This window comes from Delftia sp. WSY_22, assembly GCF_043104185.1.
GTDB lineage: Bacteria > Pseudomonadota > Gammaproteobacteria > Burkholderiales > Burkholderiaceae_C > Comamonas > Comamonas tsuruhatensis.
The window spans coordinates 255,357-278,823 of record NZ_JBICKN010000007.1 but is presented as its reverse complement, the minus strand read 5'-3'; the positions used below and the strand labels follow the sequence as shown (position 1 = coordinate 278,823).

At 66.7% G+C, this 23,467-nt stretch carries 29 protein-coding genes and 1 tRNA gene; 9 read left to right on the top strand and 21 right to left on the bottom strand.

Annotation, left to right across the window (positions count from 1 at the left end; translation table 11 throughout):
* Nucleotides 1–196: 196 nt before the first annotated feature.
* The 3 genes from ACF8NF_RS06385 to ACF8NF_RS06375 all read right to left on the bottom strand — a co-directional run bounded on the left by ACF8NF_RS06385 (nt 197) and on the right by ACF8NF_RS06375 (nt 2,023).
* Complete coding sequence (locus ACF8NF_RS06385; protein ID WP_016451991.1) at nt 197–928, bottom strand: BON domain-containing protein; 732 nt, start codon at nt 926–928, stop codon at nt 197–199.
* Nucleotides 925–1,533 carry an SIS domain-containing protein gene (locus ACF8NF_RS06380; protein WP_016451992.1) on the bottom strand — a complete coding sequence of 203 codons (609 nt, stop codon included), beginning with the start codon at nt 1,531–1,533 and terminating at the stop codon, nt 925–927. The genes ACF8NF_RS06385 and ACF8NF_RS06380 overlap by 4 nt, the downstream gene beginning before the upstream one ends.
* A gap of 73 nt (nt 1,534–1,606) precedes the next feature.
* Entirely contained in the window at nt 1,607–2,023 is a 417-nt protein-coding gene (locus ACF8NF_RS06375) for a YraN family protein (protein ID WP_016450729.1), read from the bottom strand.
* On the opposite strand from ACF8NF_RS06375, the gene rsmI reads away from it, so the two are divergent.
* Nucleotides 2,023–2,964, top strand: coding sequence for a 16S rRNA (cytidine(1402)-2'-O)-methyltransferase (gene rsmI, locus ACF8NF_RS06370; protein ID WP_392450273.1), 942 nt, complete (start codon nt 2,023–2,025; stop codon nt 2,962–2,964). The two genes, ACF8NF_RS06375 and rsmI, sit on opposite strands and share 1 nt — an antisense overlap.
* Before the next feature lie 167 nt (nt 2,965–3,131).
* Here the strand turns inward: rsmI and ACF8NF_RS06365 are convergent, their stop codons facing one another.
* The 3 genes from ACF8NF_RS06365 to ACF8NF_RS06355 all read right to left on the bottom strand — a co-directional run bounded on the left by ACF8NF_RS06365 (nt 3,132) and on the right by ACF8NF_RS06355 (nt 5,921).
* Complete coding sequence (locus ACF8NF_RS06365) at nt 3,132–4,388, bottom strand: Hsp70 family protein (RefSeq protein WP_392450272.1); 1,257 nt, start codon at nt 4,386–4,388, stop codon at nt 3,132–3,134.
* Between the two features lie 116 nt (nt 4,389–4,504).
* On the bottom strand, nt 4,505–5,344 hold the full coding sequence (locus tag ACF8NF_RS06360) for a VOC family protein (protein ID WP_392450271.1): 840 nt from the start codon (nt 5,342–5,344) through the stop codon (nt 4,505–4,507).
* A gap of 25 nt (nt 5,345–5,369) precedes the next feature.
* Complete coding sequence (locus tag ACF8NF_RS06355) at nt 5,370–5,921, bottom strand: OsmC family protein (protein ID WP_034400151.1); 552 nt, start codon at nt 5,919–5,921, stop codon at nt 5,370–5,372.
* 251 nt (nt 5,922–6,172) lie between these two features.
* Between ACF8NF_RS06355 and ACF8NF_RS06350 the strand changes: the two genes are divergently transcribed.
* The 7 genes from ACF8NF_RS06350 to ACF8NF_RS06320 are packed head-to-tail and all read left to right on the top strand — an operon-like array spanning nt 6,173 to nt 13,829.
* Nucleotides 6,173–7,846, top strand: coding sequence for a TIGR04028 family ABC transporter substrate-binding protein (locus ACF8NF_RS06350; protein WP_392408166.1), 1,674 nt, complete (start codon nt 6,173–6,175; stop codon nt 7,844–7,846).
* A 28-nt stretch (nt 7,847–7,874) separates the two neighbouring features.
* Nucleotides 7,875–8,822, top strand: a complete 948-nt coding sequence (locus tag ACF8NF_RS06345; RefSeq protein WP_012202987.1) for an ABC transporter permease — start codon at nt 7,875–7,877, stop codon at nt 8,820–8,822.
* On the top strand, nt 8,819–9,775 hold the full coding sequence (locus ACF8NF_RS06340) for an ABC transporter permease (RefSeq protein ID WP_061287246.1): 957 nt from the start codon (nt 8,819–8,821) through the stop codon (nt 9,773–9,775). The genes ACF8NF_RS06345 and ACF8NF_RS06340 overlap by 4 nt, the downstream gene beginning before the upstream one ends.
* Nucleotides 9,772–11,463 carry an ABC transporter ATP-binding protein gene (locus ACF8NF_RS06335; protein ID WP_267178258.1) on the top strand — a complete coding sequence of 564 codons (1,692 nt, stop codon included), beginning with the start codon at nt 9,772–9,774 and terminating at the stop codon, nt 11,461–11,463. The genes ACF8NF_RS06340 and ACF8NF_RS06335 overlap by 4 nt, the downstream gene beginning before the upstream one ends.
* Nucleotides 11,444–12,556, top strand: a complete 1,113-nt coding sequence (locus tag ACF8NF_RS06330; protein ID WP_047217918.1) for a putative FMN-dependent luciferase-like monooxygenase — start codon at nt 11,444–11,446, stop codon at nt 12,554–12,556. The genes ACF8NF_RS06335 and ACF8NF_RS06330 overlap by 20 nt, the downstream gene beginning before the upstream one ends.
* The gene (locus tag ACF8NF_RS06325) at nt 12,553–13,245 is read left to right on the top strand and encodes a CMD domain protein (protein ID WP_016449183.1); all 693 of its coding nucleotides are present in this window, start codon (nt 12,553–12,555) and stop codon (nt 13,243–13,245) included. The genes ACF8NF_RS06330 and ACF8NF_RS06325 overlap by 4 nt, the downstream gene beginning before the upstream one ends.
* Nucleotides 13,242–13,829 (top strand): alkylhydroperoxidase domain protein, encoded by a 588-nt coding sequence (locus ACF8NF_RS06320; RefSeq protein ID WP_392450270.1) that lies wholly within the window; start codon nt 13,242–13,244, stop codon nt 13,827–13,829. The genes ACF8NF_RS06325 and ACF8NF_RS06320 overlap by 4 nt, the downstream gene beginning before the upstream one ends.
* Nucleotides 13,830–13,841: 12 nt before the next feature.
* On the opposite strand, the gene ACF8NF_RS06315 is transcribed toward ACF8NF_RS06320, so the two are convergent.
* Nucleotides 13,842–15,347, bottom strand: a complete 1,506-nt coding sequence (locus ACF8NF_RS06315; RefSeq protein ID WP_392450269.1) for a DASS family sodium-coupled anion symporter — start codon at nt 15,345–15,347, stop codon at nt 13,842–13,844.
* Nucleotides 15,348–15,641: 294 nt separating this feature from the next.
* Here ACF8NF_RS06315 and ACF8NF_RS06310 point away from each other — a divergent pair, with 294 nt between their 5' ends.
* A complete protein-coding gene (locus tag ACF8NF_RS06310) occupies nt 15,642–15,959 on the top strand; it encodes a hypothetical protein (RefSeq protein WP_016449180.1) in 318 nt (105 codons plus the stop codon).
* A gap of 92 nt (nt 15,960–16,051) precedes the next feature.
* Here ACF8NF_RS06310 and ACF8NF_RS06305 read toward each other — a convergent pair.
* From ACF8NF_RS06305 to rpsH, 14 genes are all read right to left on the bottom strand, one after another.
* Nucleotides 16,052–16,128, bottom strand: a tRNA-Met gene (locus ACF8NF_RS06305).
* A gap of 21 nt (nt 16,129–16,149) precedes the next feature.
* A complete protein-coding gene (gene rplQ / locus ACF8NF_RS06300) occupies nt 16,150–16,542 on the bottom strand; it encodes a 50S ribosomal protein L17 (protein ID WP_012202979.1) in 393 nt (130 codons plus the stop codon).
* Between the two features lie 186 nt (nt 16,543–16,728).
* Nucleotides 16,729–17,727, bottom strand: a complete 999-nt coding sequence (locus ACF8NF_RS06295; protein WP_012202978.1) for a DNA-directed RNA polymerase subunit alpha — start codon at nt 17,725–17,727, stop codon at nt 16,729–16,731.
* A gap of 112 nt (nt 17,728–17,839) precedes the next feature.
* Complete coding sequence (rpsD, locus tag ACF8NF_RS06290; RefSeq protein WP_012202977.1) at nt 17,840–18,463, bottom strand: 30S ribosomal protein S4; 624 nt, start codon at nt 18,461–18,463, stop codon at nt 17,840–17,842.
* 90 nt (nt 18,464–18,553) lie between these two features.
* Entirely contained in the window at nt 18,554–18,958 is a 405-nt protein-coding gene (gene rpsK / locus ACF8NF_RS06285; protein WP_012202976.1) for a 30S ribosomal protein S11, read from the bottom strand.
* 18 nt (nt 18,959–18,976) lie between these two features.
* Nucleotides 18,977–19,342: a 30S ribosomal protein S13 gene (gene rpsM, locus ACF8NF_RS06280; RefSeq protein ID WP_012202975.1), complete on the bottom strand. Its 366-nt coding sequence runs from the start codon at nt 19,340–19,342 to the stop codon at nt 18,977–18,979.
* Between the two features lie 22 nt (nt 19,343–19,364).
* Nucleotides 19,365–19,478 carry a 50S ribosomal protein L36 gene (rpmJ, locus tag ACF8NF_RS06275; protein ID WP_003050535.1) on the bottom strand — a complete coding sequence of 38 codons (114 nt, stop codon included), beginning with the start codon at nt 19,476–19,478 and terminating at the stop codon, nt 19,365–19,367.
* A 132-nt stretch (nt 19,479–19,610) separates the two neighbouring features.
* Nucleotides 19,611–20,930 (bottom strand): preprotein translocase subunit SecY, encoded by a 1,320-nt coding sequence (gene secY, locus ACF8NF_RS06270; RefSeq protein WP_012202974.1) that lies wholly within the window; start codon nt 20,928–20,930, stop codon nt 19,611–19,613.
* Between the two features lie 24 nt (nt 20,931–20,954).
* Complete coding sequence (gene rplO / locus ACF8NF_RS06265) at nt 20,955–21,386, bottom strand: 50S ribosomal protein L15 (protein WP_016449179.1); 432 nt, start codon at nt 21,384–21,386, stop codon at nt 20,955–20,957.
* 11 nt (nt 21,387–21,397) lie between these two features.
* Complete coding sequence (rpmD, locus tag ACF8NF_RS06260) at nt 21,398–21,580, bottom strand: 50S ribosomal protein L30 (RefSeq protein ID WP_012202972.1); 183 nt, start codon at nt 21,578–21,580, stop codon at nt 21,398–21,400.
* 14 nt (nt 21,581–21,594) lie between these two features.
* Nucleotides 21,595–22,116 carry a 30S ribosomal protein S5 gene (gene rpsE / locus ACF8NF_RS06255; RefSeq protein WP_016449178.1) on the bottom strand — a complete coding sequence of 174 codons (522 nt, stop codon included), beginning with the start codon at nt 22,114–22,116 and terminating at the stop codon, nt 21,595–21,597.
* Nucleotides 22,117–22,131: 15 nt separating this feature from the next.
* On the bottom strand, nt 22,132–22,497 hold the full coding sequence (rplR, locus tag ACF8NF_RS06250) for a 50S ribosomal protein L18 (protein WP_012202970.1): 366 nt from the start codon (nt 22,495–22,497) through the stop codon (nt 22,132–22,134).
* Between the two features lie 11 nt (nt 22,498–22,508).
* On the bottom strand, nt 22,509–23,042 hold the full coding sequence (gene rplF / locus ACF8NF_RS06245; protein ID WP_016449177.1) for a 50S ribosomal protein L6: 534 nt from the start codon (nt 23,040–23,042) through the stop codon (nt 22,509–22,511).
* Nucleotides 23,043–23,066: 24 nt separating this feature from the next.
* Entirely contained in the window at nt 23,067–23,462 is a 396-nt protein-coding gene (rpsH, locus tag ACF8NF_RS06240) for a 30S ribosomal protein S8 (RefSeq protein WP_016449176.1), read from the bottom strand.
* Nucleotides 23,463–23,467: the final 5 nt, after the last annotated feature.

Below are 23,467 nucleotides of genomic sequence, written 5' to 3'. Positions count from 1 at the left end.
GCTTACGCCGCTTCCCCCTCTCTACTTGCTTCGCAAGGGAGGGGGACGACACCATCGCTGCGGGGCGGCCCTTGCTTGGTGTCCCTGGCTTTAGGCCCTGCCAGATTCAAGTGCTATGCCCTGAGGAACGAGATCTTCCTATGTCCAAAACAAAAAGCCGGAACATGTTCCGGCTTTTGCTTTCAGGCGGCGGTGATCACTTCACCGGGGTGGCGGTGGCGCCTGCGGGGGTGGACAGGCTGCTTTCCGAGAGGCTGGTGGGAGCGCTGGCTGCGGCGGCCTTGCCGGAGTCGTCGGTGACCACGGGGGCGGACTGCGGCTGCATGCGGGCCAGTTCGTCCTCGGAGATGACTTCCACCACGCGCACGACCTTGGTCACGTCGTTGATGCCGCGGGCGATTTCGGCGCCGCGCTTGGCTTCGCGCGGGGTGACGATGCCCATCAGGAAGACGACCTTGTTCTCGGTCACGACCTTGAAGGCCGAGGCCTGGATGTCCTTGGCGTCCAGCAGGCTGGCCTTGACCTGGGTGGTGATCAGGGTGTCCTTGGAGCGCTGGCTCAGCGTGGAAGTGAAGGGCGCCACCACCACTTCGTTGAAGACATTGCGCACCGTGGGCTGCTCGCGCACGAGCTTCTCGATGGTCTGGCGGTCGGCCTCGTTGCCGGCCTCGCCGGTCAGCAGCACCTGGCGGTTGTAGCTGGTGACGTTGACATGGGCCTTGTCGCCCAGCACTTCGGAGATGCGGTTGTTGGCGCGCAGCTCGATGCCCTGGTCTTCCACCTGGGTGCCGGTGGTGCGGCGGTCCGCCACCGACATGCCGGCCATCACGGCGCTGCCGCCCACCAGGGCGACGCAGCCCGACAGGGCGGCGCCCAGGGACGCAACGGCGAGCACACCGCAGGCGGCGCGGGACCAACGGAACTTCATAGAGGCATCTCCTGTTCACCAAGTAACTGGGCATCCACGCCGTCGCACAGGCAGTGCAGCACCAGCGTATGGGTTTCGCGCACGCGCGCCGCACGGTCATGCGGCACGCAGATCAGAACATCGGTCTCGCGCACGCGGCCGGCCAGGGAGCCGCCCGTGCGGCCGGTCAGCACCACGGCCATCATGTCGCGCTCATGGGCGGCATCCAGGGCCTCCAGCACGGCCACGTCGTTGCCCGTGGCGGACAGCACCAGCAGCAGGTCGCCGGGCTGGCCCAGGGCGCGTATCTGGCGCGCCAGGTACTGGGTGGCGTTGCCACCCGAGCCCGTGGCGCCCACGGTGCCCAGCAGGCCACCGTCGGACACCAGGGCCACGGCGGCCAGCTCGGGCCGGTCGCGCTCGAAACCGGCCACGCACAGGGCGGCGAAGAGCTGGGCGTCGCTGGCCGAGGCGCCAGCGCCGCAGGCCAGGACCTTGCCGCCGCTGGTCACGCAGGCCAGCATGGCCTGTACCGCTGACGCAATGGGCTGGCTCAGCGCCTGGGCGGCCTGGTATTTCAGGTCGGCGCTGTCGATGAAATGCTGTTGGATACGTTGCTCAAGCATGGAGGCCCGATGATAACTGCCGCCCCTGAAGTCTTTCGTAGCCAGGCGTTATTTGTGCTGCAGCGGTAACGGATCAGGCGCCTTCGGCGTCAAAGGCGGCCTGCAGCCACTGCACGGCAGGCCCGGCGCCAGGCTCGACCAGCACCACGTCGAAGCGGCACGGCGGCGGCGCGGCCCATCGCATCAGGTAGTGGCGCGCGGCAAACACGATGCGCCGCTGCTTGGTGGCGCCTATGCTGGCGCCGGCACCGCCGAAGGCGCGCGTGCCACGGCTGCGCACCTCGACGAAGACCACGGTGCCGTCGCGCGCCTGCACTATGAGGTCGATCTCGCCGCCGCCGCGCCCCGGCGTCCGATAATTGCGCTCGACCAGACGCAGGCCGGCCGCCTGCAGATGGGCCAGCGCCGCATCCTCGGCCTGCTGGCCCCGGTGCCGGGTCGTGAGGGCAGACGGCCCCGCGCCTGCCGGCTTTTTCGCAAGGAAACCCATTGACTACCTCTTTCGCCACCGCGCTGGGCGCAGCCAAGGATGCTGCGGCATCCCAGCATTATCCGCAGGGCGCCCTCTACGTGGTGGCCACCCCCATAGGCAACCTGGCCGACATCAGCCTGCGCGCCCTGCATGTGCTGCAGCTGGTGGACTGCGTGGCCTGCGAGGACACGCGCCACACCCAGGGCCTGCTGCGCTCCTATGGACTGGACCGCCCCGGCAGCCAGCTGCTGGCCGTGCACCAGCACAACGAGGCCGAGGCGGCCCAGCAGATCGTGGCGCGGCTGCAGCAGAGCCAGCGCATCGCCTATGTCAGCGATGCCGGCACACCCGGCGTCAGCGACCCCGGCGCGCGCCTGTGCGCGGCCGTGCAGGCGGCAGGCCTGCGCTGCATTCCGCTGCCCGGCGCCAGCAGCATCACGGCGGCCATCAGCGTGGCCGGCGCGGTCACGCCTTCGCAGGGCGAGGGAGGTTTCGTCTTCGCGGGCTTTCTGCCCACCAAGTCGGCCGAGCGCCTGGCCGCCGTGCAGCAACTGGCGCTGCAGCCGCGCTGCACCGTGCTGCTGGAGGCGCCGCACCGCATTGCCGACCTGGCCGCCGCCCTGGCCACGCTGGGCGAGCGCCCGGTGACGCTGGCGCGCGAGATCACCAAGCAGTTCGAGGACATTGCCACCATGCCCGCCAGCGCGCTGCCGGCCTGGCTGCAGGCCGTGCCCCAGCGCAGCAAGGGCGAGTTCGCCGTGGTGCTGCACCCGGTGGCCCTGGGTGGCGATGAGGCCGACGCCGACGCCCTGCGCGTGCTGCGCCTGCTGCTGGCCGAGCTGCCCACCAAGACGGCCGTGCGCCTGGCCGCCGAGATCACGGGCGCACCGCGCAACCGCCTCTATGACGCCGCGCTGGCGATCAAGCAGGCCGCCGAGGAGGACCCGATAGAGGATTAAGCCCAAGGCGGCAGCACCACAGTGGCCTTCACCCTCAGGGACACCGAGCAAGGGCCTACGCCGGCCGCGCCGCCCCGCCGCGAGGGTGTCGCCGGTTGCCCGTACGCCCCCCGCGTAGCGAGAGGGGGCGCCGTGCAACGGGAAGCGGCGCAGCCGCTCAGGGGGACTTATGCATACGCCAGGCCGGTGGCCACGCCACCGAACAGGTCGCCCTCGACCTGCGGCACGCCGGGGAAGGCCTCGCGCAGCGCATCGCGCAGCGTGCGCAGGGCCGACGAGCCGCCCGTGAGGTAGATGGCGTCCAGCGCCTGGGGCGCCACGCCGGCCAGGCGCAGGCAATCCTGGGCACAGGCCACGACCTGTTGCAGGGGGCCTTGCAGCTGCTCGTGCAGCACCTCGGGCGAGATGGCGGCGGACAGGCCCGATTCCAGCCAGCCCAGCTCGATGGGCGACTCGGCATGGCGCGTGGAAGCCTCGATCTTGGCCTGCTCCACGACGGCGGCCAGGCGGTGGCCTTCGCGCAGTTCCAGCACGTCCATCAGGCGCTTGTGCAGGCGCTGGTCGCTGTAGTCGGTGCGCAGGTTGCGCGCCTCGGCCAGGGCCTTGGGCGAGTACAGCCACTGGATCAGGTGCCAGGTCGAGAGGTCGAAGAACACGCGGCTGGGCACTTCGCGGCCGCTGGGGCCGGTGTGGCGGTAGCCCAGCAGCGGCATGAGCTGGGCCAGGTTGAGCCGGTGGTCGAAGTCCGTGCCGCCGATGTGCACGCCGCTGGTGGCCAGGATGTCGTCGCGGCGGTCGCTGCGGCCGGCCTGCTCGGGCCCCAGGCGCACGACGGTGAAGTCGGAGGTACCGCCGCCGATGTCCACCACCAGCACCACGGATTCCTGCGTGAGGCGCTGCTCGTAGTCCAGCGCGGCGGCGATGGGCTCCATCTGGAAATCCACTTCGCCCAGGCCGGCGGCGCGCGCGGCGTCGGCCAGGGCCTGCTGGGCCTGGCGGTCGCGCTCGGGATGGTCATCCACGAAGTGCACGGGCCGGCCCAGCACCACGCGCTCGGGCAGGCGCCCGTCCAGCGAGGCACGCGCCCGGTCGGCCACGCGGCGAAGGAACAGTCCGATCACATCCTGGTAGCTGACCAACTGGTCGTGCACGGCCGTCTTTTCCTGCAGCAGCGCGCTGCCCAGCAGGCTCTTGAGCGAGCGCATGAGCCGGCCCGGCTCGCCATCCAGGTACTGGGCCATGGCGTCGCGCCCGAAATGCGTGCTGTGCTCATCCGTATGGAAGAACAGCGCCGTGGGCATGCCGCAGGCATCGCCTTCCAGCGGCAGCAGGCGTGCGGGCTGGCCGGGCACGCGCCAGGCCATGGCGGAGTTGGAGGTACCGAAATCTATGCCCAGCGTGGCAGGAGAGGAAGCAGTCGTCATGGCAAGCGGCGCCGCGCCACGGCAGCCTGCGAAGGCTGCAGCGGCTGCAACGAAAACGCCCACCGGAGTGGGCATGGGTGTCAGCGGGGCGCCATTCTATCGCCCGCGCATTGCGCCTAGGCGGCAGCGGTTTCCCGGGGCAGGGTATCCTGGGCGAGCACGATGCGCACGCCATGCGTGGCGGCCTCGTCCAGTGCCCGTGCAGGCGCAGTCCGCCGCACGTCCAGCCCGATCGCATAAGGGCCTTCGCCGCGCGTGGCCAGCCGGTGGCCCAGGGCGCCCGTAGCCACGCCCTGGGCTGGGGCAGACAGCACCAGCTCGGTGGCGCCCGGCCCCGTGCCCCCCAGCTTCAGCGAGGCGCGGTAGGCGCCGCCATCGGCCGACAGACGGGCCTCGCCGATGTCGGCGCCCTCGCCCAGCAGCGCGCGCCAGCGCGCCAGGCTGGCCCGCAGGTCATGCACGGCCACGTGCAGCCGGGCCACGCCGGTGGCGCCGTTGGCATGCACGCGCGCATCGCCCTCAGGCACGCGCAGGGTGCGCGGCGTGAGGTCGCCGCAGAGAAAGGGCAGGTCCTGGCTGCGGGCGCGTGCATTGCGCCAGCGCAGCTGCGCGCCGTCGGGGCGCAGGCGGCCGCCTTCGTAGGGAGCCTCGTAGTCCAGCCCGCGCGCCTGGGCTGCGGCGACCACGGCGCCGGTCTCGGTGGGCAGCAGCGCGAAATCGACAATGCCCTCGCCATGGCGCTGCAGCTGCTGCCACCAGCGTTCCTCGGGCGCGGGCGCGCGCCAGGCGATGAGTTCGAAGTAGGCGCCGTCGGCAAACACCACCAGGGCGTTGTGCGTGGAGCGGCCCGGATGCTCGCCGCCGCGCAGCACGTTGAAGCCCAACGCCTGATAGTCGGCAATGGTGCGCTCCAGGTCCTGGACCGCGATGACGATGTGGTCGAGTGGCAGGGTCATGGCAGGGGTGCTTTCCGCACGGTGTTCAGGCCGCCAGGCGCGCGGCGGCGCTGGAGTCGGTGTGGCGCACTTCGGCGCGGATGTTCTGCGGATTGCGCAGCAGGTTGAGGATGGGGCAGGTGCGCTCCACGGCCTCGAACAGCGCATCGATCTCGGCGCGGCTGGCCGGCGAGTCGATGTGCACGGTGTAGCCGATCTCGTGCGGCCAGATGGGCGTGGCCTCGTGGCCGGGCCTGCCGCCGCGCGGGTCGATGATGCCCGTGACCTCGACCTCCAGGCTCTCCACCGGCACCTGTCGCTCGGCCGCCTGGATCAGAAAGATGTGGGTGACGCAGGTGCCCAGCACGCCCAGCTGCAGCTCGGGCGAGCTGGGGCCGAGGTTGTAGCCCGCGAAGTCGGGTGGGCTGTCGCTGATGACCTGGTGCTCGCGTATGCGCAGGCGGCGCACGCCGCTGCGGCCCTCGGCACGCACATGGGCCTTGAGGTGGGCGGGCTGGGCCGTGCCGGCCGCGACGGCGGCGCTGCGGGCGAGCACGGCGGCGCGCTTTTCGGCGAGGTATTCATTGAGATGGCTCATGGACGGGCTTTCGGTGAAGGAAGTACCAGCCCATTGTTGGGACCGCCGCATGCGCGGCAAACAAACGAATCCGTCTGCGCTTATGCACTGAACAGATATGCGGGGCACCCATCCCTTAGTCGTTTTCCAAATAACGATGCAACTCGATATATGAGCGCAAATATTTGCCATCGATAGCATGAAAAACATGGAGCCGGTCCTGTGGCCGGCAGTCTTGTTTTTCAGCGCCCCAGCGGCGGCGAGGTACGAACGTGTTTTCCCAATCGAAGGCGGGTCAGGCGGCATGGAAGGCCGCGATAGCGGTATTGGCGGGCAGCAGCCTGCTGCTGGCGGCGTGCTCCAGGCAGGCCGATACGGCCCAGGCGGGCGCGGCTGCTGGCCCCGTGGAAGGCGGCACCCTGGTCTACCTGGAGCAGCAGGCCCATACCAACCTCTATCCGCCGGCCGGGGGCTTCTATCCCAACGGCGGCGTGCTCAACCAGATCACCGACAAGCTGACCTACCAGGACCCGAAGACGCTGGAGATCCAGCCCTGGATCGCCGAGTCCTGGACCGTGAATGCCGACGCCACCGAGTACCGCTTCAAGCTGCGGCCCGGCGTCACCTTCTCCGACGGCACGCCGCTGGACGCAGCGGCCGTGGCGCGCAACTTCGACACCTACGGCCTGGGCAACAAGGCGCTCAAGCAGCCCGTGTCCGAGGTGATCAACAACTACGAGCGCAGCGAAGTGGTCGACCCACTGACGGTGAAGTTCTTCTTCAGGAAGCCTTCGCCGGGCTTCCTGCAGGGCACCTCGGTGATCGGCTCGGGCCTGGTCTCGCCGGCCACGCTGGACCGCCCCTTCGAGGAGCTGGGCGACGCCACGCGCATCATCGGCTCCGGCCCCTTCGTGGTGGCCAGCGAGACGCTGGGCAAGGAGCTGGTGCTCAAGGTGCGCAAGGACTACGCCTGGGGTCCCGCCAAGCTGGCCCACCAGGGCCGCGCGCGGCTGGACGAGGTGAAGTTCATCGTCACGCCCGAGGACAGCGTGCGCATCGGCGCGCTGCTGGCCGGCCAGGCCGGGCTGATCCGCCAGATCCAGGCCTACGACGAAAAGCGCGTCGAGGACCAGAAGTTCAGCATCTACGCCCCGCCTACGCGCGGCGTGAACAACAGCGTGGCCATCCGCCCCGACAACGCCCTGGTGGCCGATCTGAAGGTACGCCAGGCCCTGCTGCACGGCACCAATGCCAAGGAGATCGTGGAGACGCTGTTCTCGCCGCGCTATCCGCAGGCGCGCTCGGTGATTGCCTCCACTGCGGCCGGCTTCGTGGACCTGTCGGCCAAGCTGGCCTATGACGAGGCCAAGGCGAAACAGCTGCTGGACGAGGCCGGCTGGACGCTGGGCGCCAACGGCCTGCGCCAGAAGGACGGCCGCGATTTCGTGCTGTCCACCTACGAGTCCCTGCCCCAGCCGCAGAACAAGGAGACGCTGCAGCTCGTGGCCCAGCAGTGGGCGCGCATCGGCGTCAAGCTCAACGTGCTGTCGGGCGACGCGGGCAGCCGCGCCGTGGACACGCTGGACCCCGACAAGACCGGCGTGCTGCCCGGCATGGTGGGCCGCGCCGATCCCGACGTGATCAAGAGCAACTACTACCCGACCAACCGCAACGTGCTGCTGCAAAAGGGCGGCGTGAGCCAGAAGGTCAAGTCCTTCGAGGACACCAAGCTCAACGGCCTGTTCGACGCCATCGCGGCCGAGACCGATGCCGCCAGGCGCCTGGCGCTGGCCGGCGAGGTGCAGAACTACCTGATCGACCAGGCCTATGTGATCCCCATCTTCGAGGAACCCCAGGCCTTTGCGGGCGCAGGCTGGGTGCGCGACGTGGGCTTCGAGGCCGTGGGCCGGCCCAGCTTCTACAGCACCTGGCTGGCCAGGCGCTGACCGGATCGCACCCTGAGGAACCGCTCCCATGCCGCGCCGCTATCTGCTCAGCCGCATCGCACAGGCCGCCCTGGTGCTGTGGGCGGCCTTCACGGTCTCGTTCATCCTGCTGCAGCTGCTGCCGGGCGACGCCGTGCTGATCAAGTTCCTGAACCCCGAGCTGGGCCTGGGCCCGCAGGAGATTGCCGACATCCGCGCCGCCTACGGCTCGGACCAGCCCGTGTGGCAGCAGTACCTGCATACACTGGGCCAGTTCCTCACAGGCCATTTCGGCTATTCGCTGCAGGCCGGCGTGCCGGTGAGCCAGGGCCTGGCCACCAGCCTGCCGCCCACGCTCAAGCTCGCGGCCCTGGGCTTTGCCGCAGCCGCGCTGCTGGCCGTGGCGCTGGCGGCGGCCGCCAGCCTGGCGCCCTTTGCCTGGCTGCGCAACGCGCTGTATTCGCTGCCCTCGGTCTTTGTCTCGGTACCCGTGTTCTGGCTGGGGATCATGCTGATCCAGGTGGTGTCGTTCCGCCTGGGCTGGATCGCCGTGATCAATCCCGGCCCCTGGGAAGGGCTGGTGCTGCCCACGCTGACCCTGGCCGTGCCGATCTCGGCGCCGCTGGCCCAGGTGCTGCTGCGCAATATCGACGCCGTGCTGGCCCAGCCCTTCGTGGCCGTGGCGCGGGCCAAGGGCGCCTCGCGCCGCTGGGTGCTGCTGCGCCATGTGGCACGCAATGCCCTGCTGCCCACGCTGACCATTGCCGGCGTGCTGTTCGGCGAGCTGCTGGCCGGGGCCGTGGTGACGGAGGCCGTGTTCGGCCTCAACGGCCTGGGGACGCTGACCCAGCAGGCCGTGGGCAACCAGGACACGGCCGTGCTCCAGGCCGTGGTGGTCGTCTCGGCCGCCGCCTTCGTACTCATCAACCTCGCCGTGGACCTGCTGTACCCGCTGCTTGATCCGCGCCTGCGCCATTCCGTGGAGAACCGGCCATGAACACTGCCGTCTCAAGCGCTCTTTCCCCGGCCCTGGATGCCCAGGCCGCGCCCGCCACTCCTACTCCCATTCCCACGGCGCTGCCAGCGCCGTCCCTGGCCCCTGCGCCAGCCGCCCCGCGCCGCAGCTTCGCCTTGCCGGCCCGCCTGCAACCCCTGAAACGCCTGCCACCCACGCTGGCCCTGGCCTGGCTGGTGATTGCCGTGGCCGCGCTGTGGGCGCTGGCGCCCGGCTGGTTTGCCCACCAGAACCCGATCGCGGGCCAGGCCGGCCAGCAGCTGCTGGCGCCCGGCGCCGCGCACTGGCTGGGCACGGACGCGCTGGGGCGCGACCTGTGGGCGCGCGTGGTGCATGGCGCCGTGCATTCGCTGTCGGGCGCCTTCGTGGCCGTGGGCGTGGGCCTGGCCGTGGGCACGCTGATCGGCCTGCTGGCCGGGGCCACGGGCGGGCGCACGGAAGATGCGCTGATGCGCCTGGTCGATGTGCTGCTGGCCGTGCCTTCGCTGCTGCTGTCGCTGACCATCATCATCGTGCTGGGCTTTGGCACCATCAACGCGGCCATTGCCGTGGGCGTGGTCTCGGTGGCCAGCTTCGCGCGCCTGGTTCGCTCGGAGGTGGTGCGCGTGCGCCGCTCCGACTACGTGGAGGCCGCCTTTGGCAGCGGCGGGCGCTTTGCCGCCGTGCTGTGGCGCCATGTGCTGCCCAACTCGCTGACGTCGGTCATCGCCATGGCGGCGCTGCAGTTCGGCTCGGCGATCCTTGCGATTTCCACGCTGGGTTTTCTGGGCTACGGCGCGCCGCCGCCCACGCCCGAATGGGGGCTGCTGATCGCCGAGGGCCGCAACTACATCGCCACCGCCTGGTGGCTGACCACGGCGCCGGGCCTGATCGTGGTGGCCGTGGTGCTGGCGGCCAACCGCATCGCCACGGCCTTCGCACGGAGGCCTGCATGAGCGCCGCCATCGAGGAACGCATCCACGCCGCACCAGCGGTGGCAACCACCGCCCCCGTGCTCGAAGTGCAGGACCTGGCCGTGGCCTACCGCGATGCCGCAGGCCAGGCACAGCGCGTGGTGCACGGCGTGTCGTTTTCCGTGGCGCCGGGCGAGGTGGTGGCCCTGGTCGGCGAATCGGGCTCGGGCAAGACCACCACGGCCCAGGCCGTGATCGGCCTTTTGGCCGACAACGGCCGGCGCGAGCACGGCAGCATCCGCCTGCAGGGCACCGAGGTCTCGGGCTGGCCGGCCGCACGCTGGAACGCCATCCGCGGCCGCGTGGTCAGCCTGGTGCCGCAAGACCCCACCATGTCGCTGAACCCCGTGCGCACGGTGGGCGACCAGGTGGGCGAGATCCTGCGCATCCACGGACTGCGCGACCGCACGGCCGTGGAGGCGCGCGTGCTGGAGCTGCTGGCCCGCGTGGGCCTGTCCCAGCCCGCGCTGCGCGCACGCCAGTATCCGCACGAACTGTCGGGCGGCATGCGCCAGCGCGTGCTGATCGCCATCGCCATCGCGCTGCGGCCCGCCCTCATCATTGCCGACGAGCCCACCAGCGCGCTGGACGTGACCGTGCAGCGGCGCATCCTGGACCTGATCGACGCGCTGCGCCGCGAGACCGGCACGGCCGTGCTGCTGGTCACGCATGACCTGGGCGTGGCGGCCGACCGCTCGCACCGCCTGGTCGTCATGCAGGGCGGCCGCATCCAGGAGCAGGGTCCCACGCTGGAGCTGCTGCGCAATCCGCAAAGCGCCTATACGCGGCGGCTGCTGGCCGATGCGCCTTCTCTGGCGCCCGCGCCGCGCCGCACGCCCAGGCCCGCCACGGCCGATGACTGGGCCATCGAGGTCGAGGACCTGGTGCACGAGTTCGCGGCGCCCGGCCATGCCTCGGCCCACGGGCGCGGCATCTTCCGCGCCGTGGACGGCGTGTCGCTGCGCGTGCGCCGGGGCAGCACGCATGCCATCGTGGGCGAGTCGGGCTCGGGCAAGACCACTACCATCCGCGCCATCGTGGGCCTGGGCCGGCCCACGGCGGGCCGCATCCGCATCGAAGGCACCGAGGTCACGGGCCTGCGCGGCGAGGCCCTGCGCCAGCTGCGCCGCCGCGTGCAGCTGGTCTACCAGAACCCGTTCAGTTCTCTGGACCCGCGCCAGAGCGTGTTCGACATCATCGAGGAGCCCCTGCTGAACTTCGACCCGCTGCCGGCCGATGAGCGCCGCCGGCGCGTGCACGACATGCTGGAGCGCGTGGGCCTGCCGGCCGCCGTGCTGCAGCGGCGCCCGCATGCGCTGTCGGGCGGCCAGCGCCAGCGCGTGGCGATTGCGCGCGCCCTGGTGCTGCAGCCGCAGGTCCTGGTGCTGGACGAGGCCGTCTCGGCCCTGGACGTGACCGTGCAGGCGCAGATCCTGGCCCTGCTCGCCCAGCTGCAGCAGGACCTGGGGCTGACCTATCTCTTCATCTCGCACGACCTTGCCGTGGTGCGCCAGATTGCCGACACGGTGTCGGTGCTGCGCGCGGGCCGGGTGGTGGACGCGGGCAGCGTGGAGGAAGTGTTCCAGCGCCCCACCAGCGACTACACACGCGAACTCATGGACGCCATTCCCGGCAAAAGGAGCATTGATTTTGTCCCTCACCCCGCCTGATACCAACCGTGGCCACGGCTCCCGCACCGGCCCGCGCCTGGGCTTCTTCAGCCGCCTGCTCGACGATGTGCCGGCCGGCGAACGCTACCGCCTGGTGGCCGAGCAGATCGCCCATGCCGAGGCCCAGGGCTTCGACTCGGCCTGGGTAGCCCAGCACCATTTCCATGAAAGCGAGGGCGGCCTGCCTTCGCCCTTCGTCTTCCTGGCCCATGTGGCGGCGCGCACGCGGCGCATCCGCATCGGAACGGGCGTGATCACGCTGCCGCTGGAAAACGCACTGCGCGTGGCCGAGGACGCGGCCGTGCTGGACCTGCTGACCGGCGGCCGCCTGGAAGTGGGCCTGGGCACGGGCGGCACGGCCGAATCCTTCGAGGCCTTTGGCGTGCAGGGCGCCGAGCGCGGCGCCGTCTTCGCGCGCAACTTCGGCGTGCTGCAGGACGCCTGGGCCGGGCGCGCGCTGGCCGGTGGCGTGCACCTGTACCCGGCCGCGCCGCAGCTGCTGGAGCGCGTCTGGCAGGCCACGTTCTCGGCCGAGGGCGGCGCGCGGGCCGGGGCCAACGGCGACGGCCTGATGCTGTCGCGCACCCAGCCACGGCCCGAAGGCGCGCCGCAGGCCACGCTGTCCGAGATCCAGAACCCCATCATCGACGCCTACCTCGCCCGCCTGCCCGCAGGGCGGGCGCCGCGCATCCTGGGCTCGCGCACGCTGTTCGTTGCCGACCGCCGAGACGAGGCGCTGCGCTGGGCCGAGGCCGGCCTGCGCCGCGTGGCCCGGCGCCATGCCGCCCAGCCCTCGCAGTGGGCGGCCCGCGTCGATCCGCAGGCGCCGCTGGCCGATCTCATCGCCGCCTACGACGTGCATGTGGGCACGCCCGACGAGGTCATCGCCTCGCTGCGCGCCGACACGGCGCTGGCGCGCGTGAGCGACATCGTCTTCCAGGTGCATTCCATCGACCCGCCGCACGACGCCATCCTGCGCTCCATCGAGCTGACGGCCGCCCATGTGGCACCAGCCCTGGGCTGGCGCCGTGCAGATCTGCAGGCACCCTCTTCCCTCCCCGCAGCCCGGGCCGGACTGCTGCAAGCCGCATGACCATGAACACCACCGTACAGCCCCGTTTTCCGGACGACGTCATCGACCACCTCGCCGGCATCACCCCCGGCAGCGCCCTGGACCGCGTGCGCCGCCACCGCACCGAGGCGCGCACGCAGGCCCAGCAGAGTTTTGCCGCCCTGTTCACGCCCGCCGAGCCCGTGCCCGGCACGGTCTCGCTGCGCGAGCGGCTGGCCCTGGCCGCCTTCACGGCCGGGCTTCATGGCGAGCCGCGCAGCGCCGCCTTCTATGCGAAGGCGCTGGCGGCCGAAGATGCGGAACTGGCTGCCGCCGTGGCATCCGAAGTCGTGCGGGGCCGTGCACAAAGCCTTCAGCCCGGCAGCGGCCCGCACGGGCCGTACGGCCGCTACCCCGCAGGCCCGCTGAGCCGCGAAGACCAGAGCGGCCCCGCCTATGCCGTGGACCCGGCCCATGCCGCGCTGCTGGGCGCGCGCCTGGCCGCGGCGCTGGCCCATGCGCACCTGCTGGCCTACCACCCGCGCGACGCCAGCGCCGGGGCCCTGCAGGCGCTGCAACAGGCGGGCTGGAGCGAGACGGACATCGTCATCGTGTCCCAGCTGGCGTCCTTCCTGTCCTTCCAGATCCGCGTGGTCGCAGGGTTGCGCGTGCTGACTGCACGCCCCGCGTCCCCGGCAGCCCATCAACCCACCCTGCAAGCCCAGCCATGACCTCAACGAACTCCGCCGCTCCCCAGGTCTTCACCCAGGAAGAGCTCGACTGGCTGCCATGGATTGAGCCGCTGGACGAAAGCGAGCTGACCGAACGCCACCATGCAGGCCTGGTCGATGCCTCACGCGCGCAGTCCCCCTACTTCCGCCTGCTGGCGCGCGACCCCGACACGCTGGGCGCACGCACGCGCACCGACAAGGACATCTTCTACAACCCCGACGCCGGCCTGCCGCGTGCCGAGCGGGAGCTGGCGGCCGCTGCCACTTCGCGCGCCAATGGCTGCATCTACTGCGCTTCGGTCCATGCGCGCTTTGCCACGCACTTCTCGCGCCGGGGCGGCGACGTGCAGCGCCTGCTCGACGAGGGTCCGGGCACGGACCTGGGGCCGCGCTGGAACGCCATCGTCACGACGGCCGTGGCGCTGACCCAGACGCCGCCTGCGCTGGAGCCCGCCCACATCGATGCGCTGCGCGCCGCCGGCCTGGACGATGCCGCCATCTCCGATGTGCTGCACGGCACGGCCTTCTTCAACTGGGCCAACCGGCTCATGCTGTCGCTGGGCGAGCCACGGACCACCGCATGAGGGCTTTCGCCCTCACCACAGGCCCAGCAGCTTCCACCAGGCGCTGCCGACCACGGCAAAGACCAGCAGCTCGATCACGCACATGGCCGCGCCCACGCGCCACCAGTTGCCCAGCGTGACATAGCCGCTTCCGAAGATGATGGGCGAAGTGCCGGTGGCGTAGTGGGTCAGCGTCATCATGATGGCCGAGCCGGCCGTCATCATCAGCATGAAGGGCACGACATAGTCGGCCGGAATCAGCTGCGCGCCCACGGTCAGGAAGGCCAGCATCATGGCGCTGATGTGGGCCGTGGTGCTGGCGAACAGGTAGTGCGAGAACACGAACACGCCCACCAGGATGGCCGCCACCGGCAGCCAGTCCAGACCGCTGGCGACGATGGCGTTCTTCATGCCCACCGCGAACCAGGACACCACGCCCAGCTTGTTGAGCTGCTCGGCCAGCATGACCAGGGCGCCGAACCACACCAGCGTGTCCCAGGCGCTTTTCTCGGACAGCACGTCATCCCAGTCGATGGTGCCCGTGATGATCAGCACGAACAGGCCCAGGAAGGCGACCACCGTCGGGTCCAGCGTGAAGGCAGGCCCGAACAGCATCTGCGGCACGTTGGCCCACAGCAGCAGCATCAGGCCGAAGGTGCCCAGCATCACGCGCTCCTTGCCCGACAGCGGCCCCATGCGGGCCATCTCGCTGCGCGCGTACTCCACGGCATTGGGCGTGGCCTTGAGTTCGGGAGGCGACAGCAGGTAGATCACCAGCGGCATCAGCAGCAGACACAGCAGGCCCGGCAGCAGCATGTACAGCGCCCAGGTGGTCCAGCTCAGGTGCAGGGCCTGGCCCGTGGCCTTGGCCACGAAGTCCACCACCAGCGGATTGGGCGCCGTGGCGGTCAGGAACATGGCCGACGTGATGGGATTGGCGTGGTAGTTGACCAGGGCCAGATAGGTGCCCACCTTGCCCTGCGTACCCTTGGCCGGGTCCGACTCGAAGGCATTGGCGATGGACTTCATGATGGGGTGCACGATACCGCCGCCGCGCGCCGTGTTGCTGGGCGTGAACGGTGCCAGCACCAGCTCGCAGATCGCCAGGCCGTAGCCGATGCCGATGGTCCGCTTGCCCATCAGCGCGATGAACATCAGTCCGATGCGGTTGCCCAGCCCCGTCTTCTTGAGGCCGCGCGAGATCAGGATGGCCACCACGATCAGCCAGATCAGCGGGCTGGAAAAGCTGCTCAGCGCATCGGTGACTGCGCCCTTGGACGAGCCAGACGTGACCTGGGACAGCGAGACGATCACGATGGCCATCAAGGCCATCACGCCAATGGGCATGACCTTGAGGATGATGGCCACGATGGTGGTCAGGAAAATGGCCACCAGCTGCCAGGCCTTGGGCGTCAGCCCCTCGGGCACGGGCACCAGCAGCAGCCCGAACAGCACGGCGGTGGCGATCAGCGCCGGCACCAGCCGGAACGGCACGGCCGACTTGAAGTAGCGGAACAGCGAGGCAATCTTCTCGAGCATGTGGATCCTTTGCGTTGCCGGAGCGGCGCCGAGAGAGCATGGCCTGCCGGGAGCAAAAGCCCACCAGCCTGCACGGGCACTGGCGGCCGCGCCGCATGACTGACATCATGATGCAGTGCAGCATGAGCCCGGCTTCCAGCGGGCGCCTGCGCCACCGAAGTTTGACAGGCATCAAGGCCGGGCCAGTAAACCTGGCGACCCAGGCCACCGAGCCCCGCTCACATGACAGCATCCCCAGACCGGGTGCCTTTCGCCCCGGTGTACCCATGCAGTGAAAAAAGGAGAAAAGCCGACATGCCAGCCAACCGATTCTTGCCCGAGGAATGGGAATGCCGGCTCCAGGAGATCGACCTGGAGATCGCCCGCCACGCCGTCATCTGCAAGATCCCGCTGCTGCAGGCCGGCGTGGTGGAGCGCGTGCTGGCCGATGACGCCAGCGTCTGCGGCGGCGACCACGAGGCCGCTTTCAAGACCCTGCGCGGCCTCTTGTACATGCACTACACCGAGCTGCTGCACATCAGCGAGGTGCTCAGCCCCGATGCCGCCCAGGAAATCGCCCACCGCGTGCGCCTGCGGCTGGGCCAGCGCATCGGCAACCAGCTGGGCGGCTGATGCCGGGCTGTCTGCCTGGCCTTTGCCTGGCCTTTGCCTGGCGCGAGGGCATGAAAAAAGGGCTACGACAACTGTCGTAGCCCTTTTCAATTTGGTTGCGCGAGAAGGATTTGAACCTCCGACCTTTGGGTTATGAGCCCAACGAGCTACCAGACTGCTCCATCGCGCGGTATTCCAAAATTATAGCAGATTATTCAGCTGCCTTGGCTTCGGCGGCGCCTTCTTCAGCGCGCTCGACCAGTTCCACGAAGGCCATGGGGGCGTTGTCGCCCACGCGGAAGCCCATCTTCAGGATACGGGTGTAGCCACCAGGACGCTTTGCGAAGCGGGGGCCCAGCTCGTTGAAGAGCTTGGTCACGCTGTCGCGGTCGCGCAGGCGGTCGAATGCCAGGCGGCGGTTGGCAACGGTGTCGACCTTGGCCAGGGTGATCATGGGCTCGATCACGCGGCGCAGTTCCTTGGCCTTGGGAACGGTGGTCTTGATGGCTTCGTGCTCGATGAGCGAATTCATCATGTTCTTCAGCATCGCCAGGCGGTGCGAAGAGGTGCGATTGAGTTTGCGGAGGCCGTGACCGTGACGCATGGTGCTTTATTCCTAAAATATGTAATTAGGGCTTGCGCAAACAAGGATGCAAGCCTGGACCCGTTACCGGATCTGCAGCTTGCCTCAACCGAATTTGCGCAAGTTGTTGATTAATTCGGGCAGCCGTATCAGGTACTGCCCGAGGCACTGAGGCTCTCCAAAAAGGAGAGCCCGCAATTATAGTGCTTAGCGCTTTTCCAGGCCAGCAGGCGGCCAGTTCTCCAGCTTCATGCCCAGCGTCAGACCGCGGGAAGCCAGGACTTCCTTGATCTCGTTGAGCGACTTGCGACCCAGGTTGGGGGTCTTGAGCAGCTCGTTTTCGGTACGCTGGATCAGGTCGCCGATGTAGTAGATGTTCTCTGCCTTGAGGCAGTTGGCCGAACGCACGGTGAGTTCCAGCTCGTCCACGGGACGCAGCAAGATGGGATCAAAGGCGGTTGCGGCACCACGGCCACCGGCCGGAGCATCGAAGACGCTGGCGATATCGCCGCCGTCCAGCTGAGCGAACACGGCGAGCTGTTCCACCAGGATCTTGGCGGAGGCGCGCACGGCGTCCTCGGCAGTGATCGCACCATTGGTTTCGATCTCCACCACCAGCTTGTCGAGGTCGGTGCGTTGTTCAACGCGGGCCGATTCGACGGCGTAGCTCACGCGCTTGACGGGCGAGAACGAAGCGTCCAGCACGATACGGCCGATCGACTTCGTGGACTCGTCGCCATAGCGGCGCACATTGCCGGGCACATAGCCGCGGCCCTTCTCGACCTTGATCTGCATGTCCAGCTTGCCGCCTTGCGACAGGTTGGCGATGACATGATCAGGGTTGATGATTTCCACGTCGTGGGGCGTCTGGATGTCGCGCGCCGTCACGACGCCTTCGCCATCCTTGCGCAGGGAGAGCGTGACCTCGTCGCGGTTGTGCAGCTTGAACACCACACCCTTGAGGTTCAGCAGGATGTTGACCACATCTTCCTGGACACCGTCAATGGACGAGTACTCGTGCAACACACCAGCAATCGTCACTTCCGTCGCTGCGTAACCCACCATGGACGAGAGCAGGACACGGCGCAGGGCATTGCCCAGCGTATGGCCGTAGCCACGCTCAAACGGCTCCAGAACAACTTTGGCGCGATTGTGGCCAAGCTGCTCGACATTGATCGTCTTGGGCTTCAGCAAATTGGTTTGCATGCAGACTTCCTCTCAATACCCCCGGCTCGTTACACCGGTAAGGCTGGTGAAGCACCCCAGCGCGATGCCTCGCGGCTGGGGGACGGTTTTACAGAAATGTCGCTGCGCGGAATTAACGCGAGTACAACTCAACGATCAGGGATTCGTTGATGTCTGCACCGAACTCGTCGCGGTCAGGCGACTTCTTGAACGTGCCTTCAGCCTTGTCGGCCGACACTTCCACCCATGCGGGGAAACCGACTTGACCAGCCAGTTGCAGGGCTTCGACGATGCGGGCCTGCTTCTTGGACTTTTCACGCACGGCGACCACGTCACCCACCTTCACCATGTAGGAAGGGATGTTGACGGATTGGCCGTTGACCGTGATGGCCTTGTGCGACACCAGCTGACGCGCTTCCGAGCGGGTCGAGCCGAAGCCCATGCGGTACACCACGTTGTCCAGACGCGACTCCAGCAGCGACAGCAGATTGGCACCGGTGTTGCCCTTCTTCTTGTCGGCGGCTTCGAAGTAGCGGCGGAATTGCTTTTCCAGCACGCCGTACATGCGCTTGACCTTCTGCTTTTCACGCAGCTGCAGGCCGAAGTCGGAAGTACGCTGACCGGAAGTGCGGCCGTGCTGGCCGGGCTTGGTGTCGAACTTGGACTTGTCGGCGATCGAGCGACGTGCGCTCTTCAGGAACAGGTCAGTGCCTTCACGGCGGGAGAGTTTGGCCTTGGGGCCGATATAGCGTGCCACTTGATTTCCTTTGTGTCATCTGCCGTGCACAAGCACGGGAGCCGCCCGCGATGTTACACATCTGGGCGGCGGTGGGCTTGGTGAAAAAGCTTAGATACGACGGCGCTTTTGAGGGCGGCAGCCGTTGTGGGGAACCGGCGTCACGTCCGCGATGGAAGTGATGCGGATGCCCAGGGCGCCCAGGGCGCGAACCGAGGATTCACGGCCAGGACCGGGACCCTTGATTTCGACGTCCAGGTTCTTGATGCCCTGTTCGATGGCAGCACGACCAGCCACTTCCGAAGCCACCTGGGCAGCGAAGGGAGTCGACTTGCGCGAACCCTTGAAGCCCTGGCCACCCGACGAGGCCCACGACAGAGCGTTGCCTTGGCGGTCGGTGATGGTGATGATCGTGTTGTTGAACGAAGCGTGCACGTGGGCAATGCCGTCCGAAATGTTCTTACGGACTTTCTTGCGAACGCGCTGTGCAGCGTTGTTTGCGGGAGACTTAGCCATAGTGATCTTTCAATCTCTTTATTTCTTCAAAGCCGCGGCACCCTTGCGCGGACCCTTGCGGGTACGTGCATTCGTGCGGGTACGCTGACCACGCATGGGCAGGCCACGACGATGACGGAAACCGCGATAGCAACCGATGTCCATCAAACGCTTGATGTTCATCGTTGTTTCGCGACGCAGATCACCTTCCAGCGTCAGGGAAGTCAGCTGATCGCGGATCTTTTCCAGATCGCCGTCAGTCAGTTCCTTGATTTTCTTGGAATATGCGATGCCAGCGGCTTCGCAGATCTTGCGTGCAGTGGTGCGACCGATCCCATAGATAGCGGTCAGGCCGATTTCAGCGTGCTGATGCGGCGGGATGTTAATGCCAGCGATACGTGCCATTATTCGTCCTCAAACTTTCCTATCAACCCTGGCGCTGCTTGTGGCGCTGGTCCGTGCAGATCACTCGCACCACACCCTTGCGGCGGATGATCTTGCAGTTACGGCAGATTTTTTTGACCGAAGCCGAAACTCTCATTTCATTCTCCTAAAACTCTACATCCGTTACGGCCTATCGACCGGGAAACATGCCCGCGATGGATAGATCGAATGGGCGTCTACTAACTCTTACTGGACCCGCCGGCACCGCCGGCCAGGCCCATCACTTAGTTCAATTGCCAAGTGTCGCTTTGAAGTTCGCCTTTTTGAGGAGCGATTCGTACTGTTGCGACATCATGTAGTTCTGCACCTGGGCCATGAAGTCCATGGTCACCACCACAATAATCAGCAGTGATGTACCACCGAAGTAGAACGGGACGTTGTACTTCAGGATCAGGAACTCGGGCAACAAGCACACGAATGTGATGTACACCGCACCAGCCAGGGTCAGGCGAACCAGGATCTTGTCAATGTAGCGGGCCGTCTGGTCACCGGGACGGATCCCGGGGATGAAGGCACCACTCTTCTTCAGGTTGTCGGCGGTTTCCCGGCTGTTGAACACCAGGGCCGTGTAGAAGAAGCAGAAGAAGATGATGGCGGTGGCGTAGAGCATCACATAGATCGGCTGACCGGGGGTCAGCGTGCTAGCAATGTCCTTCAGCCAGCGCATGGATTCCCCTGCACTGAACCAGTTCACAACGGTCGCCGGCAGCAAGATGATCGAGGAAGCGAAGATGGGAGGAATGACCCCCGCCATGTTCAGCTTCAGCGGCAAGTGCGAAGACTGACCGCCATACACCTTGTTACCCACCTGACGACGCGCATAGTTCACCAGGATCTTGCGCTGTCCCCGCTCGACAAACACGACGAAGTACGTCACGGCTGCCACCACGAGAACGATGAAGATCGCGGCCAGGATGCTCATGGCACCGGTGCGCACCAGCTCCAGCAGACCACCGATGGAGCTCGGCAGACCTGCGGCGATACCTCCAAAGATGAGGATCGAAATGCCGTTGCCCAGACCACGTTCCGTGATCTGTTCACCGAGCCACATCAGGAACATGGTGCCGGCCGTCAGGCTGACCACCGCCGTGAGGCGGAAGCCGAAACCGGGGCTCAGAACCAGACCTGCGGAGCTTTCCAGAGCCACGGCAATTCCCAGGGACTGAAAAATCGCCAGGCCCAGAGTGCCATAGCGGGTGTACTGGGTGATCTTGCGACGACCCGATTCACCTTCCTTTTTCAGCTGCTCGAATGTAGGGACCACATAGGTCATGAGCTGCATGATGATCGATGCCGAGATGTACGGCATGATCCCCAGTGCGAACACCGTGAAGCGCGACAGCGCCCCACCCGAGAACATGTTGAACAGATTGAGAATGCCGCCCTGCTGGCCATTGAACAGCTGCTGCAGCTGCGCTGGATCGATGCCCGGCACGGGGATATGAGCCCCGATGCGGTAAACGACCAGCGCGAGCAACAGAAAAACCAGACGGCGGCGAAGATCGCCGAATTTTCCGGTTTTTGCAATTTGAGCTGCGCTAGTAGCCACGGATGTCTTCTTTCAGATCATTAATCAGGCGATGCTGCCGCCGGCAGCTTCGATGGCAGCCTTGGCGCCGGCGGTAGCGCCGATGCCGTTGAGCTTGACAGCCTTGCTGATTTCACCGCTCTTGATGATCTTGACCACCTTTGCGATTTCACCAACCAGACCGGCTTGCTTCAGAGCTGCCAGATCGACTTCGGCCAGGCCCAGCTGTTCCAGAGCGGACAGGGTCACTTCTGCGTTGAACTTCAGCAGATGCGACTTGAAGCCACGCTTGGGCAGACGGCGCTGCAGAGGCATTTGACCGCCTTCGAAGCCCACCTTGTGGTAGCCACCCGAACGCGACTTCTGGCCCTTGTGACCACGGCCGGCAGTCTTGCCCAGGCCGGAGCCGATGCCGCGGCCGACACGGCGCTTGGCATGCTTGGCACCTGCTGCAGGCTTGATGCTATTGAGTTCCATCATCAATCCTTTCAGAGGACTTTGACCAGATAGCTGATCTTGTTGATCATGCCGCGCACAGCAGGCGTGTCCTGCAGTTCGCTGATGCTATTCAGCTTGCGCAGGCCCAGGCCACGGACGGTGGCGCGGTGCGATTCCTTGGTGCCAATGGGGCTGCGCACCAGTTGCACCTTCACGGTTTGTTGCGTTGTCATGTGATTGACTCCGATCAGGCGGTGAAGATGTCTTCAACCGACTTGCCGCGCTTGGCTGCCACTTCCGAAGGGGTCGTGGAGTTCTTCAGAGCGTCAAAAGTCGCGCGGACCATGTTGTAGGGATTCGACGAGCCATGGCTCTTGGCCACGATGTCGGTGATGCCCAGCACTTCGAAGACGGCGCGCATCGGGCCGCCGGCGATGATGCCGGTACCCTTGGGAGCGGGGTTCAGCATCACGGATGCTGCGCCATGCTGACCCATCACGGTGTGATGGATCGAGCCGTTCTTCAGGGACACCTTGATCATGTTGCGACGGGATTCTTCCATCGCCTTTTGCACGGCTGCAGGCACTTCCTTGGACTTGCCCTTGCCCATGCCAACACGGCCATCACCGTCGCCAACCACGGTCAGTGCAGCGAAGCCGAGGATACGACCGCCCTTCACAACCTTGGTGACGCGGTTCACCGCGATCATTTTTTCGCGCAGACCGTCGTCACGACCTTCGTCTTGCACCTTGGGAGAAAACTTTGCCATTTCTATCCGCTCCGCTTAGAACTGCAGGCCGGCTTCACGAGCGGCTTCTGCCAAAGCCTTCACGCGGCCGTGGTATGCGAAACCAGCGCGATCGAAAGCCACTTTCTCCACGCCTGCAGCCTTGGCCTTCTCGGCAATGCGCTTGCCGATCAGCGTAGCGGCAGCCACGTTGCCACCCTTGCCGATGGCGCCCAGTTGGGTGCGCACTTCGGCTTCGGCAGTCGAGGCCGAAGCCAGCACCTTGGTGCCGTCTTCCGACACCACGCTTGCGTAGATGTGGAGGTTCGTACGGTTCACGCTCAGACGTGCCACGCCTTGCTGTGCAATGCGGATGCGGGTCTGGCGGGCACGACGGAGACGCTGCTCTTTCTTGGTCAACATAATGCAGCTCCTTACTTCTTCTTGGTCTCTTTGATCACGACCTTCTCATCCGAGTAACGGATGCCCTTGCCCTTGTAGGGCTCGGGAGGACGAACGGCACGGATCTCAGCAGCCAGTTGGCCAACGGCCTGGCGGTCAGCACCCTTGACCACGATTTCCGTGGGCGTGGGGGTGGCAACAGTGATGCCGGCCGGCATTTCGAAGTTCACCGGGTGCGAATAGCCGATCGCGAGGTTCAGCTTGGCGCCAGAGGCCGAAGCCTTGAAGCCCACGCCGACCAGCGACAGCTTCTTCTCGAAGCCCTTGCTCACGCCCACCACCATGTTGTTCACCAGCTGACGCATGGTGCCGCTCATGGCGTTGGCTTCGCGCGAGTCGTTGACGGGCTCGAAAGACAGCTTGCCTTCGTTGTTGGAGATCTTCACCAGAACGTTCTGGGCCAGCGACAGCGTGCCGCCGGTGCCCTTCACATTGATCTGGTCAGCCTTGATGGACACATCCACGCCTGCGGGGATGGCCACGGGAGTCTTTGCTACGCGAGACATTTCAGTATTTCTCCTTAATGTCCGTTAGGCCACGTAGCACAGCACTTCGCCGCCCACGCCGGTGGCGCGTGCCTTGCGATCCGTCATCACGCCCTTGGGAGTGGTGACGATGGCCACGCCCAGACCGTTCATGACCTGGGGGATTGCGTCGCGGCCCTTGTACACGCGCAGGCCGGGACGGCTCACGCGCTCGATGCGCTCGATCACCGGACGGCCGGCGTAGTACTTCAGGGTAATTTCGAGTTCGGACTTGCCAGCGTCGGTCTTCACTTGGAAGCCGTCGATGTAGCCTTCATCCTTCAGCACCTGGGCGATGGCAACCTTGACCTTGGAGGAAGGAGCCGTCACGGTGGTCTTGGAGACCATTTGTGCATTGCGGATGCGGGTCAGCAAGTCAGCGATGGGATCACTCATGCTCATGTTTA

Coding starts and splice junctions, on each gene's coding strand:
- ACF8NF_RS06385 (WP_016451991.1), bottom strand. CDS start 928: ATGAAGTTCCGTTGGTCCCGCGCCGCCTGCGGTGTGCTCGCCGTTGCG.
- ACF8NF_RS06380 (WP_016451992.1), bottom strand. CDS start 1,533: ATGCTTGAGCAACGTATCCAACAGCATTTCATCGACAGCGCCGACCTG.
- ACF8NF_RS06375 (WP_016450729.1), bottom strand. CDS start 2,023: ATGGGTTTCCTTGCGAAAAAGCCGGCAGGCGCGGGGCCGTCTGCCCTC.
- ACF8NF_RS06365 (WP_392450272.1), bottom strand. CDS start 4,388: ATGACGACTGCTTCCTCTCCTGCCACGCTGGGCATAGATTTCGGTACC.
- ACF8NF_RS06360 (WP_392450271.1), bottom strand. CDS start 5,344: ATGACCCTGCCACTCGACCACATCGTCATCGCGGTCCAGGACCTGGAG.
- ACF8NF_RS06355 (WP_034400151.1), bottom strand. CDS start 5,921: ATGAGCCATCTCAATGAATACCTCGCCGAAAAGCGCGCCGCCGTGCTC.
- ACF8NF_RS06345 (WP_012202987.1), top strand. CDS start 7,875: ATGCCGCGCCGCTATCTGCTCAGCCGCATCGCACAGGCCGCCCTGGTG.
- ACF8NF_RS06340 (WP_061287246.1), top strand. CDS start 8,819: ATGAACACTGCCGTCTCAAGCGCTCTTTCCCCGGCCCTGGATGCCCAG.
- ACF8NF_RS06335 (WP_267178258.1), top strand. CDS start 9,772: ATGAGCGCCGCCATCGAGGAACGCATCCACGCCGCACCAGCGGTGGCA.
- ACF8NF_RS06325 (WP_016449183.1), top strand. CDS start 12,553: ATGACCATGAACACCACCGTACAGCCCCGTTTTCCGGACGACGTCATC.
- ACF8NF_RS06320 (WP_392450270.1), top strand. CDS start 13,242: ATGACCTCAACGAACTCCGCCGCTCCCCAGGTCTTCACCCAGGAAGAG.
- ACF8NF_RS06315 (WP_392450269.1), bottom strand. CDS start 15,347: ATGCTCGAGAAGATTGCCTCGCTGTTCCGCTACTTCAAGTCGGCCGTG.
- ACF8NF_RS06310 (WP_016449180.1), top strand. CDS start 15,642: ATGCCAGCCAACCGATTCTTGCCCGAGGAATGGGAATGCCGGCTCCAG.
- rplQ (WP_012202979.1), bottom strand. CDS start 16,542: ATGCGTCACGGTCACGGCCTCCGCAAACTCAATCGCACCTCTTCGCAC.
- ACF8NF_RS06295 (WP_012202978.1), bottom strand. CDS start 17,727: ATGCAAACCAATTTGCTGAAGCCCAAGACGATCAATGTCGAGCAGCTT.
- rpsK (WP_012202976.1), bottom strand. CDS start 18,958: ATGGCTAAGTCTCCCGCAAACAACGCTGCACAGCGCGTTCGCAAGAAA.
- rpsM (WP_012202975.1), bottom strand. CDS start 19,342: ATGGCACGTATCGCTGGCATTAACATCCCGCCGCATCAGCACGCTGAA.
- rpmJ (WP_003050535.1), bottom strand. CDS start 19,478: ATGAGAGTTTCGGCTTCGGTCAAAAAAATCTGCCGTAACTGCAAGATC.
- rplO (WP_016449179.1), bottom strand. CDS start 21,386: ATGGAACTCAATAGCATCAAGCCTGCAGCAGGTGCCAAGCATGCCAAG.
- rpmD (WP_012202972.1), bottom strand. CDS start 21,580: ATGACAACGCAACAAACCGTGAAGGTGCAACTGGTGCGCAGCCCCATT.
- rpsE (WP_016449178.1), bottom strand. CDS start 22,116: ATGGCAAAGTTTTCTCCCAAGGTGCAAGACGAAGGTCGTGACGACGGT.
- rplR (WP_012202970.1), bottom strand. CDS start 22,497: ATGTTGACCAAGAAAGAGCAGCGTCTCCGTCGTGCCCGCCAGACCCGC.
- rplF (WP_016449177.1), bottom strand. CDS start 23,042: ATGTCTCGCGTAGCAAAGACTCCCGTGGCCATCCCCGCAGGCGTGGAT.
- rpsH (WP_016449176.1), bottom strand. CDS start 23,462: ATGAGCATGAGTGATCCCATCGCTGACTTGCTGACCCGCATCCGCAAT.